The 17,242-nt window shown below is 61.2% G+C and carries 14 protein-coding genes and 1 pseudogene; 5 read left to right on the top strand and 10 right to left on the bottom strand.

Annotated elements, in window-relative coordinates; genetic code table 11:
- Nucleotides 1-266: OprD family outer membrane porin (locus RT21_RS17390; protein WP_046161418.1), on the top strand; the 266-nt coding region annotated here is incomplete at its 5' end.
- Between the two features lie 91 nt (nucleotides 267-357).
- Here the strand turns inward: RT21_RS17390 and pcaD are convergent.
- The 7 genes from pcaD to RT21_RS17355 all read right to left on the bottom strand — a co-directional run bounded on the left by pcaD (nucleotide 358) and on the right by RT21_RS17355 (nucleotide 8,318).
- Nucleotides 358-1,146 (bottom strand): 3-oxoadipate enol-lactonase, encoded by a 789-nt coding sequence (pcaD, locus tag RT21_RS17385; protein ID WP_046163715.1) that lies wholly within the window; start codon nucleotides 1,144-1,146, stop codon nucleotides 358-360.
- A 311-nt stretch (nucleotides 1,147-1,457) separates the two neighbouring features.
- On the bottom strand, nucleotides 1,458-2,663 hold the full coding sequence (gene pcaF / locus RT21_RS17380) for a 3-oxoadipyl-CoA thiolase (RefSeq protein ID WP_046163714.1): 1,206 nt from the start codon (nucleotides 2,661-2,663) through the stop codon (nucleotides 1,458-1,460).
- A complete protein-coding gene (locus RT21_RS17375) occupies nucleotides 2,660-3,454 on the bottom strand; it encodes a CoA-transferase subunit beta (protein ID WP_046163713.1) in 795 nt (264 codons plus the stop codon). The genes pcaF and RT21_RS17375 overlap by 4 nt, the downstream gene beginning before the upstream one ends.
- The gene (locus RT21_RS17370) at nucleotides 3,454-4,311 is read right to left on the bottom strand and encodes a CoA transferase subunit A (protein ID WP_046163712.1); all 858 of its coding nucleotides are present in this window, start codon (nucleotides 4,309-4,311) and stop codon (nucleotides 3,454-3,456) included. The genes RT21_RS17375 and RT21_RS17370 overlap by 1 nt, the downstream gene beginning before the upstream one ends.
- A 159-nt stretch (nucleotides 4,312-4,470) precedes the next feature.
- Nucleotides 4,471-5,280, bottom strand: a complete 810-nt coding sequence (locus RT21_RS17365) for an IclR family transcriptional regulator domain-containing protein (protein ID WP_177327104.1) — start codon at nucleotides 5,278-5,280, stop codon at nucleotides 4,471-4,473.
- Nucleotides 5,281-5,574: 294 nt separating this feature from the next.
- A complete protein-coding gene (locus RT21_RS17360) occupies nucleotides 5,575-7,200 on the bottom strand; it encodes a methyl-accepting chemotaxis protein (RefSeq protein WP_046163710.1) in 1,626 nt (541 codons plus the stop codon).
- Nucleotides 7,201-7,421: 221 nt separating this feature from the next.
- Nucleotides 7,422-8,318: a LysR family transcriptional regulator gene (locus RT21_RS17355; protein WP_046163709.1), complete on the bottom strand. Its 897-nt coding sequence runs from the start codon at nucleotides 8,316-8,318 to the stop codon at nucleotides 7,422-7,424.
- 148 nt (nucleotides 8,319-8,466) lie between these two features.
- Between RT21_RS17355 and RT21_RS17350 the strand changes: the two genes are divergently transcribed.
- From RT21_RS17350 to RT21_RS17335, 4 genes are all read left to right on the top strand, one after another.
- The gene (locus RT21_RS17350) at nucleotides 8,467-9,165 is read left to right on the top strand and encodes a CoA transferase subunit A (RefSeq protein WP_045426808.1); all 699 of its coding nucleotides are present in this window, start codon (nucleotides 8,467-8,469) and stop codon (nucleotides 9,163-9,165) included.
- Between the two features lie 24 nt (nucleotides 9,166-9,189).
- The gene (locus RT21_RS17345) at nucleotides 9,190-9,846 is read left to right on the top strand and encodes a CoA transferase subunit B (protein ID WP_046163708.1); all 657 of its coding nucleotides are present in this window, start codon (nucleotides 9,190-9,192) and stop codon (nucleotides 9,844-9,846) included.
- 189 nt (nucleotides 9,847-10,035) lie between these two features.
- Nucleotides 10,036-11,217: an acetyl-CoA C-acetyltransferase gene (locus tag RT21_RS17340; RefSeq protein ID WP_046163707.1), complete on the top strand. Its 1,182-nt coding sequence runs from the start codon at nucleotides 10,036-10,038 to the stop codon at nucleotides 11,215-11,217.
- Nucleotides 11,218-11,348: 131 nt separating this feature from the next.
- A complete protein-coding gene (locus RT21_RS17335) occupies nucleotides 11,349-12,689 on the top strand; it encodes a short-chain fatty acid transporter (protein ID WP_046163706.1) in 1,341 nt (446 codons plus the stop codon).
- Nucleotides 12,690-12,772: 83 nt separating this feature from the next.
- On the opposite strand, the gene RT21_RS17330 is transcribed toward RT21_RS17335, so the two are convergent.
- The 3 genes and pseudogenes from RT21_RS17330 to RT21_RS24455 all read right to left on the bottom strand — a co-directional run.
- On the bottom strand, nucleotides 12,773-14,734 hold the full coding sequence (locus RT21_RS17330) for a HAMP domain-containing methyl-accepting chemotaxis protein (protein WP_046163705.1): 1,962 nt from the start codon (nucleotides 14,732-14,734) through the stop codon (nucleotides 12,773-12,775).
- Between the two features lie 444 nt (nucleotides 14,735-15,178).
- Complete coding sequence (locus RT21_RS24460) at nucleotides 15,179-16,189, bottom strand: methyl-accepting chemotaxis protein (protein WP_371263622.1); 1,011 nt, start codon at nucleotides 16,187-16,189, stop codon at nucleotides 15,179-15,181.
- 117 nt (nucleotides 16,190-16,306) lie between these two features.
- Nucleotides 16,307-16,723 (bottom strand): annotated as a pseudogene (locus RT21_RS24455) (cache domain-containing protein); the annotation flags it as partial.
- Nucleotides 16,724-17,242: the final 519 nt, after the last annotated feature.

Here is a 17,242-nt window from a genome sequence, read left to right as displayed (position 1 = left end):
AGGTTCGCTACGACTATGACTTTGCTGCTGCCGGCATTCCCGGGCTGAGTCTGATGACCCGCTACGTGTCCGGTGACAACGTTAACCTGGCCGGCGGCGGCGAAGGTGAAGAGTGGGAACGCGACACGGATATCGCCTATGTGGTCCAGAACGGACCGTTGAAGAACCTCGCCATGAAAGTGCGTAACGCTACGGTACGCAGCAACTTTGGCAGCGACATCAACGAAACTCGGGTGATCCTTAGCTACACCCTGGCGCTCTGGTAAGCGTCCTGAGCAGCACCGTAATACCTCCTCGTTGATCTTTTACCGGGCCCTTGCGGCCCGGCTTTTTTCATCCAATTCAACCTTGCGCGGATCAATCGCAGAGAAACGCCATTACCGGCAGGGTGAAGGCGTCGCCCGCCTCGACATTGGACAGGTGCGCAGCATTCAGCTCAATCAGCCTCGCCCCGGCGACATTCGCCTTGATAAGGCGCCCATGCTCAGGTGTCGTGACCGGGTCCTGGCTGCCGCAGACAACCAGCGTCGGCACCTTGATCGCACCCAGCTGCTCGCGGTAATCGGCATCACGCACGGCCGCGCAGTTGGCGGCATAGCCGGCTGGTGAGGTGTTGGCGACCATCTGGGTGATGCGACCCACCTCGACGGGATGCTGCGCCGCAAAGTCGTGCGTGAACCAGCGTGCGACAGAGGCGTCACGCATGTCGCGCATGGCCTGCTCGCCACCGCGCAATACTCCGTCGATACGCTCGTTCCAGGCTTCATCGGTGCCGATCTTCGCGCCCGTATTACAAAGCACAAGGTGGGATAGGCGTTCGCCGGCATGGATACCCAGCCATTGGCCGATCAGGCCGCCCATGGACAGACCGCAGAAAGCGAAGCGATCGATGGACAAGGCATCGACCAGGTCGAGCACATCCTGTCCTAGCTGCGCGGTGGTGTAAGGGCCAGGCATGACGGACGAGCTGCCGTGACCGCGGGTGTCATAGCGCAGGACGCGGAAGCGCTCGCTGAATACAGGAACCTGCGAGTCCCACATATCTAGCGTCGTTCCAAGCGAGTTGGACAACACGAGGACCGGCGCATCAACCGGCCCATCGAAACGGTAATTCAATTCGCCATCTGCGAGCTTTACGCTGGGCATGGCAGCCCTCCTGAACGTCGAGTGAGAGGTGGCAGCGCACGTGTAAGGAAGATGCTGTGCCTGCAATCACACCAGTGCCGTGGCGCGGCAAACGCCGTCGTGGGTAGCGCTGGTGGGCTGAAGCCCACCCTACTGACCCTCCTGGAAGTCGGATTTATAGGTATCCGCGAATGAGCAAGACGGCCGTTGTACAAATCATGCCAAGGCCAAGCCCATCACAGCTGTGAGAGCAATGGTGGGCTGAAGCCCACCCTACCAGCGCGCAGCACAGTTCCTGTAGGGTGGGCTTCAGCCCACCACGGCCGCGCCGATCAAACCCTTTCAACCGCCAAGGCCAGGCCCTGCCCCACACCGACGCACATGGTCGCCAGCCCGAGCTTGCCGCCGCTCTTCTCCAGCGCATGCACCGTGGTCAGCACCAGCCGCGCACCGCTCATGCCCAGCGGATGACCGAGGGCAATTGCACCGCCCTGCGGGTTGACCTTCGGGCTGTCGTCTTCGAGGCCCAGATCGCGGGTGACGGCCAGCGCCTGGGCGGCGAAGGCTTCGTTGAGTTCGATCACGTCGAAGTCGCTTACGGCCAGATTCAGGCGCTCGCACAGCTTGCGTAGCGCCGGCACCGGCCCGTAACCCATGACCCGCGGCGCTACACCGGCACTGGCCATACCGAGCACCTTAGCGCGAGGCGTGAGGCCATATTTCTGCACCGCGTCGGCACTGGCCAGGATCATCGCCGCCGCACCGTCATTGACGCCCGAGGCGTTGCCTGCGGTGACGGTTTTGTCCGGGCCATTGACCGGCTTGAGTTTGGCTAGCGCCTCGGCAGATGTATCCGGACGTGGATGCTCGTCGGTGTCCACGACGGTGTCGCCCTTGCGGCCTTTGATCACCACCGGCACGATCTCCTCGGCGAAGAAACCAGCCGTCTGTGCCTTGCCGGTGCGCTGCTGGCTGCGCAGCGCGAAGGCATCCTGGTCCTCGCGGCCTATTTTGTGCTCCTCGGCGACATTGTCCGCGGTCTGCGGCATGGCATCGACGCCGTACATATCCTTCATCTTGGGATTGATGAAGCGCCAGCCAATTGTGGTGTCCTCGATCTTCTGGGTCCGGCCGAAGGCGGTATCGGCCTTGCCCATTACGTAGGGCGCGCGGGTCATGGATTCAACGCCACCGGCAATGGCCAGTTCCATCTCACCGCAGGCTATCGCGCGGAAAGCGCTGCCCACCGCGTCCATCCCCGAGGCGCAAAGACGATTGAGCGTCACACCGGGCACGGTTTCCGGCAGCCCGGCTAGCAGCGCGGCCATACGCGCGACGTTGCGGTTGTCCTCGCCGGCCTGGTTGGCGCTGCCCATGAAGACCTCTTCAACCGCCGCTGGGTCGAGCCCGGGGTTGCGTTCGAGCAGCGCCTTGATTGGCGTGGCAGCCAGATCGTCGGTTCGCACAGCGGCCAACGCGCCGCCGAAGCGGCCAATGGGCGTACGGACTGCATCACAGATAAAGACGTCGCGTGTCACTCGTCACCTCCAGCTTGTCCATGGGCGGCAGCGGTGCGTGCTTCCAGGGCGCGCAGCGCTTGCAGTTCAGTTTCGGTCGGTGCCGCGGTTTCGCCCAGTTGAGCGGCGAAACGAATGGCCCAGCCGGTGTTCTCGATCACTTGTTCGCGGGTCACGCCCGGATGCAGCGAGGTCACCACGAATTCGTTGGACCCCGCTTCGGGCTCCATGATGCAGAGGTCAGTGATGATCCCAACCGGGCCATTGCCAGGCAGCCCGAGCTGCTTGCGGTGCTCACCGCCTTCGCCGAAACCGACCGAGGTGATGAACGCCAGCTTGTCGACAAAGGTGCGGTGCGACTGTTTTAGGATGATCAGCACCTTTTTCGCCGACCCGGCAATTTCCGGCGCGCCGCCCGCCCCTGGCAAGCGAACTTTCGGTTGGTGATAGTCGCCGATCACCGTGGTGTTGATGTTGCCGTACCTGTCCACCTGGGCAGCACCGAGAAAGCCCACATCAATACGTCCGCCTTGCAGCCAGTAGCGGAAGATCTCCGCGGTGGGGACCACGGTGTCGGCGGTCTCGGCCAGTTCACCGTCGCCAATGGAAAGTGGCAGCACCGATGGCTTCGCGCCGATCGGGCCGGACTCGTAGATCAGTACCACGTCCGGCGCGTGGGTCAGGCGCGCCAGGTTGGCGGCCTTGGATGGCAGACCAATGCCGACGAAGCAGACGCTACCGTCGCCGAGGCGGCGAGACGCGGCGACCGTCATCATTTCGTTAGTGCTGTAGTCCTTGACCTGAGCGCTCATCACTTGGCCTCCTGCTGCGCGGCCAGCTTGGACTGGAACGCTGGGAAATCTTCGGTGCCACGGATGAATTCATCGATCCAGGCGGTGAAGGCGTCGCGGTCACGAGCGATCGGGTCCCACTGCTGGTAGAAGCGATTGTCGCGCTCGTAATAGCCATGCGCGTAGGACGGATGCGCGCCACCGGGCACCAGGCACACAGCACTCAGGGCCCAGCTGGGCAAGACGCAGGCATTCATCGGCGCCTGCAGGTCGTCGACGATCTCCTCGACGGTGACGATGCAGCGCTTGGCGGCCAGGGCCGCTTCCTTCTGCACGCCGAGAATGCCGGCAATCAGTACGTTGCCCTTGCGGTCAGCCTTCTGCGCGTGGATCACGGTCACGTCCGGGCGCACGCTGGGGACCGCCGCCAGCGTTTCGCCAGTGAAAGGACAGTCGATGAATTTGATCATCGGGTTGACCTTCGGCAGATCGGAACCGAGGTAGGCGCGCAGCACTGCGAACGGCAGGCCGGACGCGCCAGCGACATAAGCATTGGCCAGATCCGCATGGCTGCGTTCTTCAATTTCCAGCGGCAGCGGCCACTGCTTTTCCACGGCGTCACGCAGGCGGTGCAGCGAGCCGACGCCGGGATTGCCGCCCCAGGAAAACACCAGTTTCTTCGCGCAGCCCGCGCCGATCAGCAGGTCATAGACCAGATCAGGGGTCATCCGTACCAGAGTCAGGTCTTTCTTGTCCTGGCGGATAAGCTCGTGGGCGGCGGCGGTGGGAATCAGGTGCGTGAAGCCTTCAAGCGCAACGGTATCGCCGTTGCTGACGAAGCGATCCACTGCTTCGCGAAGGGACAGGAGTTCGGCCATGGGTCTGTCTCGTGTAGATAGCGAATGCGCGTGATGCGCTTGCGACCCACACTAGCCATCGAGCCCCAGCAGAACAATCCGATGATCGACTAGCTGTGCGATTAGCGAACACAAACCGTTCACCATCCAAGGCTGGCCTGCCCTTGGCCAACCGGCGTATCAGTGGAACAAACGGGTACTCAGTTCCTTGCTCGCTTCCAGCAACACCGGCAGGAAGCGCGTTTCGAGCTCCTGCTTGGTCATGCGGCTGGCATGCGTACCAACGTTCAGCGCGGCCAGCACTTGGCCTGCGGAATCCTTCAACGGCACGGCCAGCGAACGCAGGCCGACCTCCAGTTCCTGGTCAATGATCACCCAGCCCTGCTGCCTGATCTCGGCGATCGAGGCACGGATGGCTTCAGGCGTATGCAGTGTGCGGCTGGTCTTGACCTGCAGGTTGGCGTGTTCCAGATAGTCGTCCAGCGCGGCATCGTCCAGCGCCGCCAGCAGGATGCGGCCCATGGAGGTGCAATAGGCCGGCAGCCGGCTACCCACGCTGAGGTCGACTGAAATCAGCCGCTGTGGCGTGGCAGAGCGCGCCACGTAGAGCACTTCATCGCCTTCCAGCGTGGCCATGGAGCAAGCTTCGTGCAGCTCGTTGCTGAGCCGATCCAGAATCGGCTGGGCAGTCACCGCCAAGGGTGTTGATGAGAGGTACGCATGGCCGAGCGTCAGCACCTTGGGCAGCAGCGAATAGGTGCGTCCGTCGGTGGTCGCGTAGCCCAGCTTGATCAGCGTGTACAGACAACGCCGCACGGCCGCACGGGGGATCTCTGTGCGGTGGCTGATCTGGGCAATGGTCAGATGGCGTTTGCGTTCCTGAAACGCATGAATCACCGCCAGCCCCCGCGCCAGGGAGGTCATGAAGTTCGGGTCTCCAGTCAGGGCCTCGATGCGTTTGGCCGGCGACGCCACGATGGCCGGCGCCATGGACGGGAGATTGGAGCGGGATTCGTCGTTCACGGCGGGCGTCCTTGGCGGATAAGCGATGGGCGATTATCGACCAACCGCTCGATAGTCACAAAAGCACATCCACCACAGCGCAACAACTACTACGGAATCCGTCCGGTTTGGCTTCTGTATCGCTCGGCGCAGCACCGAAGTTCACTGACAGCGATGCCCGTGAGGTGCCGGAAAAGGATGAATCAGGGCCGATATCCAAAGGTCGGCCCCGCCAAGAGGTGTACGAAGCGTCCGAGCCTGTCACAAGGCCTGCTTCGGCTATTAGACGGAGAAGCGGCCAACCAGCGCCCGAAGCCCGACGGCAAGCTGCGCCAGTTCCTGGCTGGCAGCGGTGGTCTGGTTGGCACCCGCGGAGGTTTGCATGGAAAGGTCGCGGATGTTTATCAGATTCCGATCCACTTCGCGAGAGACCTGCGCCTGCTCCTCGGACGCACTTGCAACAACTAGGTTGCGCTCGCTGATGGTGGCGATCGCGGCAGCGATCTGATCCAGTGCATGTCCAGCCGCCTCGGCCACAACGAGGGTGGAATGAGCTTGCTGATTGCTTTGCTGCATGGCCCGCACCGCGTTTTCGGTCCCGTGCTGGATGCCCCCGATCATCGCTTCGATTTCCTGAGTTGACTGTTGGGTGCGGTGCGCCAAGGCACGTACCTCATCAGCAACGACAGCGAAGCCACGTCCGGCATCACCGGCACGGGCAGCCTCGATAGCGGCGTTGAGTGCCAGCAGGTTAGTTTGCTCTGCGATGGCGCGGATCACGTCCAGCACCTTGGTGATATCACGCACCTTGTTTGCCAGTTCGCCCACCTGACCGGCCGTGGTGGTGACGCCTTGCGCCAGTTCGTTGATGGACTGAACGGTGCGGCTAACCTGCTGCTGCCCCTCCCGACCCGACAGCTCCGACTGCTTGGATGCTTCGGCGGTCGCCACCGCGTTGCGAGCGACTTCATCGACTGCAGCCGTCATCTGGTTTACAGCCGTAGCGGCCTGCTCGATTTCGCTGTTCTGCTGGGCCAGGCCGCGGCTCGAATCCTCTGTAACCACGTTAAGTTCTTCGGCGGCAGACGCAAGCTGTGTGGACGAGTCTGAAATGCTCATGATGGTTTCACGCAGACGGGCCTGCATGCGTTTCATCGACTCCAGCAGGCGAGCGGGCTCGTCCTTCCCGACCACCATAATGGTCTTCGTCAAGTCACCGGAAGCTACGAATTCAGTCACTCGTAAAGCTTCGGCCAGCGGCTGGACGATGCTGCGAATAAGTAGCCAGGCGATGAAAACAGTAAAAATGATAGCGAGAATGCCCGCTACGGTAACCGACACCCGTGAGCCGGCGTACGTCTTATTGGTAGTGTTCGCTGCTGCCTTTACGCCTTCGCTGTTGAGCTTCGCTAGCGCCCTAAGCGTTGCCATCAGCGCGTCTGCATTGGTCACCAAGGTCACATTGAGATAGCTGCGTGCCTCGTCAAGACGACCCTGCGCCACATAGCTAAGTACGGTCTCCTGATCCTTCAGATAAATAACGTAGGCACGTTGAAAGCCTTCGAAGAGCGCCTGCTCCTCGGGGCCAGAAATATAAGCCTTATATTCGTTCGTCTTTTTCGAGACCACGTCAGACAGCTCGACGATGTTGGCATTGTTCTTAACAAGCGCTGCCTCGTCAGTGAGCGCCAGGGCACGGAGCGTAGCTATTCTCAGACGCAGGATTGAATGGCTCATCTCCTTCAAGGTCGTGATCGAAGGCAGCCAGTTTAGGTTGATCTCGTTTGCAGCCTTGTCCATACGAGCCATTTGCGTCAATGAAAAAACGCCAATGCATACCAGCAGCAGAACGACAATCCCGAAGCCGATCGAAGCCCGAGCGGCAATACCGATGTTACGTAAAGACATACATCACCCTTGTGTCCAAACGAGCATTCACCGCTCGGAGTGTTTGGCCAGTTGGGCCTATCGAGCTATATCGACCTATGTCATTGGCGGGTTAGCCCCGTCTGTCGGTATCAGGAGCTAATGACATTGCTCTCCACTACAAGCGCGCCAACTGTTTCGTCCGCCGGGCTCGCAAACGCCATCTTTGTATTAGCCTGGCCAGTTGGTCGTGTTGCGGCTGACTAACTGCCGATGGGGTATCCCTTTTCTAGGAGCAACATATCGGCGATGGCCTGCGCTGCAACGGAAAGCTCGTGGCCGGGCTTGGTCAGGATGCCTACCGGCTTCTCGATCACCGGGTCGCTCAGCGCCACACAGCGTGCGCCGAGTTCGAGCATCTGCGCCCGACATAACGCCGGCACGGCGCTGACACCCAGGCCGCTGGCGACCATACGCCCTACCGTTGCCAACTGATGACTCTCGAACTGCACCGGCAACTGACGACCACGCGGACGCAGATGGTCTTCGAGCATGACGCGCACCGTCGATGGCCGCTGTAAGGTAATGAAGGGATGTTTCAGCAATGCGTCCCAGCTCACTTCGGCCTGGCTCGCCAGCACCGAATCGACCGGCACCACCGCCACGAAACGGTCGGTGTACAGCGGGGTGAATGTCAGCGGCGTGCTGGGTTCAGGCTCGAAGGCGATGCCGATTTCCACCTGGCGGTCACGGACCATTTCCATCACCTGCTCGTTGATCACGTCATGCACGGTGACGCTGATCGAGGGGTAGCGGTCGCGAAAGGTGCGCAGTACGGCTGGCAGCAGATTACCGGCGAAGGACGGCATCGAGGCCAGCGTCACCCTGCCCTGTTTCAAGGTGAAACGCTGGCGCAGCTCGTCCTCGGCGTTGTCCCAGTCGGCGAGCAACCGACGCGCCAGGGGCAGCAGCGCCTCGCCTTCGGGCGTCAGACTGACGGCCCGCGTGGTACGGCTGAACAGGCGACCTCCGAGCCCGTCCTCCAGCGCCTTGATGGTCAGGCTCAGCGCCGATTGCGACAGGTGCAGCCGCTCGCAGGCCTGAGCGAAGCTCAGGGTGTGGGCCACAGCGAGAAACGCACGGAGTTGTTTGACGGTCATCGAATCGGATCCGGGAGAGCGCATGACGGCGCTTTGTTTTGTTTTATCAATCAATCGCGCTTAAAAATCAACTTAACAAATCCGTCACACAAGGGAACACTCGATTGCAGCTCACCAAAAACAACCCAACAACAAAAAGGAATCGTTTATGGCTGGTTTCGACAAGCGCGTGAATTCCTATGCCGAGGCGCTCGACGGGCTCGAGGACGGCATGACCGTTCTGGCCGGTGGCTTCGGTCTGTGCGGCATCCCCGAGAACCTGATCGCCGAGATCAAGCGCAAGGGCACCCGGGACCTCACCGTGGTTTCCAACAACTGCGGCGTCGACGGCTTCGGCCTGGGTGTGCTGCTGGAGGACCGGCAGATCCGCAAGATGATCGCCTCCTACGTGGGCGAAAACGCGCTGTTCGAAAAGCAGCTGCTGGATGGCGAGCTGGAGGTCGAACTGACGCCTCAGGGCACGCTGGCTGAAAAGATGCGCGCAGGCGGCGCCGGCATTCCCGCCTTCTACACCGCTACCGGATACGGCACCCCCATCGCCGATGGCAAGGATGTGCGTGAATTCAACGGCCGTCCCCACATCCTCGAGCACGCCATCACCGGCGACTTCGCCATCGTCAAAGGCTGGAAGGCCGACCGCTACGGCAACGTCATCTACCGCCACACCGCGCAGAACTTCAACCCGCTAGCGGCCGCCGCCGGCAAGGTCACGGTCGTCGAGGTCGAGGAAATCGTCGAGCCCGGTGAGATCGACCCCACCCAGATCCACACGCCCGGCATCTATGTCGACCGCATCATCTGCGGCACCTTCGAGAAGCGCATCGAAAAGCGCACCGTCCGCACCTAATCAAAAGAATAAGAGGAATCGACGATGGCACTTTCCCGTGAACAAATGGCCCAGCGCGTCGCCCGTGAGCTGCAGGACGGCTTCTACGTGAACCTCGGCATCGGCATCCCGACCCTGGTCGCCAATTACGTGCCCGAGGGCATGGAAGTAATGCTGCAATCGGAGAACGGCCTGCTCGGCATGGGCGCGTTTCCCACAGAAGACGAACTCGATGCCGACATGATCAACGCCGGCAAACAGACCGTCACCGCACGCGTCGGCGCCTCCATTTTCAACTCCGCTGAATCCTTCGCGATGATCCGCGGCGGGCATATCGACCTCACCGTGCTCGGCGCCTTCGAGGTCGACGTGCAGGGCAACATCGCGTCCTGGATGATCCCCGGCAAGCTGGTCAAAGGCATGGGCGGCGCGATGGACCTGGTCGCCGGCGCCGAGAACATCATCGTACTGATGACGCACGCCTCCAAGGATGGCGAGTCCAAGCTGCTGCCCAAGTGCACCCTGCCGCTGACCGGCGCCGGCTGCATCAAGCGCGTGCTGACCGATCTGGCCTATCTTGAAATCGAGAACGGAGCCTTCGTCCTCAAGGAGCGCGCGCCTGGTGTGAGCGTCGAGGAGATCGTCGCCAAGACAGCCGGTGAGCTGGTGGTGCCGGATCACGTGCCGGAAATGACGTTCTAGACACGCATGCATTGCTTTGGGAACGCAAGCCAGACCCGTCGCGATTGTGAGGATTAGCGGCTCGTGATCGCCAGCAAGCTGGCTCCTACGGGAGCGTGCGAGTTCGTCAACGCATGCGTTGACCACCCCGTGATTTAGAAAACGACACACCGGCATCACAACAACATCCAATTCAACTGGAGCCCGAACATGCAAGACGTCGTCATCGTCGCAGCAACCCGTACCGCCATCGGTGCCTTTCAAGGCGCACTGGCTGGCATCCCAGCGCCGGACCTTGGCGCTGCAGTTATCAAGCGCCTGCTGGAACAGACCGGGCTGGACCCCGCCGAAGTCGATGAAGTCATCCTCGGCCAGGTACTCACTGCCGGTTCGGGTCAGAACCCCGCCCGTCAGGCGTCGATCAAGGCGGGCCTGCCCCATGCAGTGCCGTCCTTCACGCTGAACAAGGTCTGCGGCTCGGGCCTCAAGGCCCTGCACCTGGCGACGCAGGCGATTCGCTGCGGCGACGCCGAGGTGATCATTGCCGGCGGTCAGGAAAACATGAGCCTGGCGCCCTACGTGCTGCCCAAGGCCCGCACCGGGTTGCGCATGGGCCACGCCGAGCTGGTCGACTCGATGATCAGCGATGGCCTCTGGGATGCCTTCAATGATTTCCACATGGGCATCACCGCCGAGAACCTGGTCGACAAGTACGGGATCAGCCGCGAAGCCCAGGATGCCTTCGCCGCGTCATCGCAGCAGAAGGCTGTCGCAGCCATCGAGGCCGGGCGTTTCAAGAACGAGATCACGCCCGTCGAAATTCCGCAGCGCAAAGGCGACCCCCTGCGCTTCGACACCGATGAGCAGCCCCGTGCCGGCACGACTGCCGAGTCGCTGGCCAAACTCAAGCCGGCGTTCAAGAAGGATGGCTCGGTTACCGCCGGCAATGCTTCCAGCCTCAACGATGGCGCGGCTGCGGTACTGCTGATGAGCGCGGACAAGGCCAAAGCCCTCGGCCTGCCCGTACTCGCGCGCATCAAGGCCTACGCCAACGCCGGCGTCGACCCGGCAATCATGGGCATCGCGCCGGTTTCGGCCACCCGCCGCTGTTTGGACAAGGCAGGCTGGTCGCTGGACCAGCTGGACCTGATCGAAGCCAACGAGGCCTTTGCCGCCCAGGCGCTGTCGGTCGGCCAGGAACTTGGCTGGGATGCCGAGAAGGTCAACGTCAACGGCGGCGCGATTGCGCTGGGACATCCCATCGGCGCGTCGGGCTGCCGCGTACTGGTCACGCTCCTGCACGAAATGATCCGCCGCGACGCGAAGAAAGGCCTTGCCACGCTCTGCATCGGTGGCGGTCAGGGCGTCGCGCTGGCCCTCGAACGTCACTAAACGGACAACGCCGGCTCATAGAGGAGGATCGACACCACGCCGTGCAGTTCACCAAACCTTAGCAATAATTCGGCGCGCGCCACGCACGTGCGCCGCCTATAAAAAAGAACAACAACACAGGATCAACGACCATGCTCAGCACCGTTACCGCCTTGAGCGTCAAGCTCATTCAGCGATACCTACCCTCACCCTTCGTTTTTGCGATTCTCCTCAGCCTCATCGTGCTTGCCGCGAGCATGCTCGTCACCGGCCAGGGCCTGCCTTCAATGGCGAAACACTGGGGCACCGGCTTCTGGAACCTGCTCACCTTCGCCATGCAGATGGCGCTGATTCTGGTGACCGGCCACGCCCTGGCCAGCGCACCCGCCATCCATCGCCTGCTTGCAGGCCTGGCACGGACCGCACGCACACCAGGCCGCGCCGTGGTGATGGTCACGCTGGTAGCCTTGGCCGGCTCCTGGATCAACTGGGGTTTCGGTCTGGTGATCGGCGCGGTGTTCGCCCGCGCGCTGGCCCGTGAAGTCAAAGGCGTCGATTACCCGCTGCTGGTCGCCGCGGCTTATTCGGGCTTTCTGATCTGGCACGGCGGCCTGTCCGGTTCAATCCCGCTTTCGCTGGCCACCGGCGGCGCGGATCTGGAGCGCATGTCTGGCGGTGTCGTGACGACCGCCATCGGCGTTGGCGACACGCTATTCACTGCCATGAACCTGACGATCATCGCGCTGCTGGTGATCGGTTTGCCGATCCTTAACTGGGCCATGCATCCGAAAGACCCGAAGGTCGCGGACCCGGCGAAACTGCTCGATCCCGCCCATGAGGCCCTGCCGCGCAACACCCTTGCGCAGCGCATGGACGATAGCCGCATCCTCAACCTGATCATCATTGCGCTGGCTGTGGTCTATTTCGGCTACTACTTCGCCGAGAACGGCTTTGCCCTGACGCTGAATATCGTCATCGGCCTGTTTCTGTTCATCGGTCTGGCACTGCACGGCTCGCCGGAGCGCTACATGCGCGCGGTGCAAGACGGCATCGGCGGCATCAGCGGCATCGTTATCCAGTTCCCGTTCTACGCCGGGATCATGGGGATGATGATCGGCGCCAATGCCGAAGGGCTGTCGCTGGGTCGGCAGATCACCGACACCTTCATCGCCTGGTCATCGGCCGATACCTTCCCGGTGCTGGCTTTCCTCAGCGCCGGTCTGGTCAACGTCTTCGTGCCGTCGGGTGGCGGTCAGTGGGCGGTGCAAGGGCCAATCATGCTGCCAGCCGGCCAGGCGCTGGGTGTGACGCCCGCCGTCACGGCCATGGCGATTGCCTGGGGCGATGCCTGGACCAACATGATCCAGCCATTCTGGGCGCTGCCCATTCTCGGCATCGTCGGGCTCGGTGCGCGCGACATCATGGGCTACTGCCTGCTGATGCTGGTGTACTCGGGCATCGTCATTTCAGGCTGTCTGTATTTCTTCGGCTGAAAAAAGGGCTGGCGCCGCAATGGCCCAGCCCTTCTTGTTTATACGCTTGTTTGCAAACCGGCTAACAAGCTCGCTGCTTTACCTCAGACTAGGCGGAATCGGCTGACCTGAGCCTGCAACTCGCCGCCCAGCCGAGCAAGATCGGAGCTGGCAGCCGAGGTTTGCTCCGTAGCCGCTGCGGACTGATCCGCCACATCGCGGATTTTCGACACGCTGCGATTGATCTCCTCGGCAACCGCGCTCTGCTGCTCGGAGGCTGTTGCGATCTGCTGGTTCATTTGCTGAATGCTTGAAACCGCATCGTTTATGGCCGTCAGCGCCTCACCGGCCAGTTGGGCTGCCTCGACAGTCTGATCCGCAAGATCGCAGCTTTTCCCCATGACCTCCACGGCGCCTTCGGTCCCGCTCTGCAGCGCGACGACAAGCTGCTCAATCTCCGACGTTGACTGCTGGGTTCGGCGCGCCAGCGAACGCACCTCATCCGCCACCACGGCGAATCCGCGCCCGGCCTCACCCGCACGAGCCGCTTCGATCGCAGCGTTGAGTGCCAACAGGTTCGTTTGGTCGGCGACGTTCTTGATCACATCAAGCACATTGCCGATGCCGGCACTGTGGTGTTTCAACCGCTCAATGGATTCGGCGGACTCACTGACAGAGCGGGCCAGCTCCTCGATACGCCCGATGGTCTGTCTGACAACCGAATGGCCTTGTTGGGCCTGTATGTCCGCAGACGACGCCGAATGCGCAGCGGCCTCGGCGTTACGGGCCACATCCTGAACGGTCGCAGTCATCTCGTTCATCGCGGTGGCCACCTGGTCAGTTTCAAGCTTTTGCTGGCCTACACCGACACTGGTTTGCTCAGTCACGGCTGACATTTGCTCAGCGGCAGTGGCGAGTTGCGCGATGCCGTCGGACAGCCGTGTTATGAGTGACCGCAGACTTTCACTCATTTGCTGCATGGCCTGCATCAACTGGCCGAGTTCATCTCGGCGGTCGACAGCGAGATTGGCAGACAGATCGCCATCAGCGACGCGACGTGCGACGGCGACAACTTGTTGCAACGGACCAACAATCATCTGAGTAATCAGCGCCGCACACAGCACGCTAAGGACCAATGCAACCAGGGTGGCGCCGATCAGTACTATTCGAACCTGGCGTTGCTCGGTGCGTAGCTCCTCAAGTTGGCTGGCATAGGCCGTCTGGGCAACTTCCACGATAAGCCGAGCGCGCTCGGTCAACGCTTCCTCGCTGGCAACCCGCTCCGACTGCGCCTTGCGGTAATCAAGAAACTCCGACCGATACTGGTCCAGGCGGGCAAGCGCCTGGCTCAGTGCTTCGCTGCTGCGACCGTCCGGCAGGCTGTTCTTCAGCTCCCGGCCTGCCGCGGCTGAGGTGTCGAGCTGGGCAAGCAGGGCCTCCGCATCGCGGTCATCGCCGCCGAGTACAAAATTCTTCTCCAACCGCCGGGTATCGAACAGCTGCCTGGCGAGATTCGATGCCTGATTGGACAGGTCCAAGGTCTGGATGCTTTCCTCATCACCGGTGGCGACAATCTGCTCTTGAACCCGCCTACGCAGTTCCGACTCGGCGGCATTGAAACCTGCGAGGGCCTCACGAGCCGCCTCCTCCATGTTGTCTTCAGCAGTCTGTCGTTTGCGCATGGCTTCGGCGAACTCGGCAAGACGGGTCTGGTACTCCTTACCGTCCTGCTCGATACGATCCATGAGCTCGATGCTATGCACACTTTCGAAAGCGTCACGGGCGTCCTGAGCAACAGAGATGGTTTTCTCGACGGCTTCTTTCGCCTGCTCCAGAAAGACCGCTTCTTTTCTTAGCAGGAAGTTCTTTTCGCCCTGGCGGGCATCGGCAACCAACGCTTTGATTTCTGCAACATGGTTGAGCTTGGCGAACCGCTCGAACACCGAATCCAGTGCCTGGTAGCTTATCCAGGCGATCACCAAGGTGATGAACAGCACCAGGCCAAAGCCTGCCAGCAGCTTTCGCCTTACGCTCAGATCAAGTAAGAGACTACGTAACCCTTTCATGGGAACCTTCTTTGAGTTTTACAAAACAGGAACGGGACGGACCGCTTTGTATAAGCTTTGCATAGCAAGGTCAATATATCAGCGCCATTATTACGGCGCACAGGTGACGACTGGCATTGCGATGAAACGGGTTGTTAGTCCGGTAGGGTGGATGTCGCTTTTTACATCCACCGTGACATCGCTCGGTGGAACGTTACCCGGTGGTCGTCACCTGGTGTTTCGCCATCCGGTGGATCGGTGAAGCGTGATCCACCCTACGTGAGCATGGGGATGGGTGGGCCAGGGGGCTTTGTCTGTAGCGCTATTGAAGGGCTGCCGAATTGTCTTCGGCTGATGGGCTAAGCCCGGCACTTAGAAAGCTGGCCTGCGCTAAACGGAAAACCCCGCGCATGCGGGGTTTTCTTTGAGGCTAAGCTGAGCCCGACATGGCGAAATCAGCCCACGTCAGATGCGGAACTGGCGCACCAACCCACCCAGACGTTCACCCACATTGGCCAGGTTGCGTGCGGTCTGCGCGCCCTGCTGAGTTTCTTCCGCAACGTTCTCAACGGCTGTGGCGATTTGATGGACGCTGCGGTTGATCTCTTCAGCCACTGCGGTCTGCTCTTCCGCCGCGCTGGCGATTTGCGCGTTCATGCCGTTGATTGTGGCGATGAGGTGAGCGATGGCATCCAACGAAGCGCCTGCCTGGTTGGCCTGGGCACTGCTGGCATCACCCGCTTCGCTGGAGCGACCCATGGCGGCGACGGCCTGTTTGGCGCCAGTCTGCAGGCGATCGATCATGCCCTGGATTTCCTGGGTACTCTGCTGGGTGCGGCTGGCCAGCGCACGAACCTCGTCGGCTACGACCGCAAAGCCACGCCCCGCCTCACCGGCACGCGCCGCCTCGATGGCAGCGTTAAGCGCCAACAGGTTGGTTTGCTCGGCGATCGAACGGATCACGTCGAGCACACCCACGATGGCATGTACGTCCTGCTGCAGCGCATCCAGTGAAGTGCCGCTGCTGCGGATCTCTTCAACCAGCGAGTGAATCTGGCGAATGCTGGAATCCACCACGGCTTTCGCCTGTTGGCCTTCCTGATCGGTCTGCTGTGCAGCTTCAGCGGCGCCTTGGGCGCTATGGGCGACTTCCTGCGCCGCGGCCGACATCTCGTTGATTGCCGTGGCGACCTGATCGGTTTCCTGGCGCTGGGTCTCCATGGCTTTCTCGGAGCGTTGTGCCTGGGAAGCGACCTCGGCGACCATGCCGGTCAGTTGGCCGGTCAAATCCGCGACCTGGCTGACCATGGTGTGGATCTTGCCGACAAAGCGGTTGAACGAGCCGGCCAGCTGGCCAAGTTCGTCACTGCGATCTTCCGGCAGGCGGTGAGTCAGGTCACCATCACCAGCCGCGATGTCATCAAGCTGGGCGCGAATGACCTGGATCGGCTTGACGATGGAGTTGCTGATTACCACGCCAGCGATACACAGCGCTGCCAGCATCACGCCAGCGATGACCAAAATGCTGGTAAGGATCGAGTTGACCCGGCCAGCGATTTCCGTCCTCACCTTGCTCAAGGCCGACTCGATATTGTCCAGGTTGATCGCCGTACCCAGCGCCAGGTCCCACTTGGGCAGGTAGTAGCTGTAGGCAAGTTTCGGCACCGATACCTTGTCGTTACCGGGCAACGGCGATGAGTAATTCACGAAGTAAGTGTTGTTTTTCGCTACGGCCACTAACTCACGATTGATGTAGACGCCGTTGGAGTCGCGGCGGTCGCTCAGGTTGGAGCCCACATCCACCGGACTCTCGCCGCGGAACAGCCGAACCACATTGGAGTCATGGCCGAAGAAGTAACCGTCTTTGCCGAACTTGATCTTCCTAAGGATGGCGATGGCCTCGGCACGACTGGCCAGATCCCCTTGCGCGGCCGGCTCGTAGAGGTGAGACACGCTGCTCACACCAATCCGCATGTAATCCTCGAGTCGTGTCCGAGCATCGTCGATCATCCGCTCGCGGGCTGTCTCGATCTCTTCTTCGGCCAGGGAATTGAGAATTTGGGCAGCTGCACCGCTGAGAACCAACGCGAACAGCGTGACGGGCACCAGTGCGAGAAGCAGGACTTTGATTTTGAGCGTGAGACGCATGGGTGTTATCCAAGATCTATGAGTACTGGCGAGTCATCGGCTGACCGGGCGGGAACTTGACGCCGATAAAACGTCTCTGGTCGATCAAGCGACGAACAGCACACTTCCGGAAAATAGCCCTCGCCAACGCTTCCCTTCATAGCCGTGACGTTTCAACAGCCGCGGACAGCCGAAACCGAGCGCCCTCCATCGGTGCGCGATTGCGGTGTGTGCGGCAACCTGACGCCTCTAATTACCACCCGTTCCCCAATATCCCGCAAGTGCTCTAGAAAAGCCGTTTCGCTTGATTTCACGGGCTTTTCCGCCCGTCCGGATTGGTTATACGAACGGATAAACGGCGCAACTTCTTCTAACAACTCTGTGTCGCAGTTAACAGACCAT

It is taken from the genome of Pseudomonas sp. 10B238 (genome assembly GCF_000970615.1).
Lineage (GTDB): Bacteria > Pseudomonadota > Gammaproteobacteria > Pseudomonadales > Pseudomonadaceae > Stutzerimonas.
The sequence above is the reverse complement of the archived record's forward strand: the minus strand, read 5'-3'. Positions and strand labels throughout refer to the sequence as shown.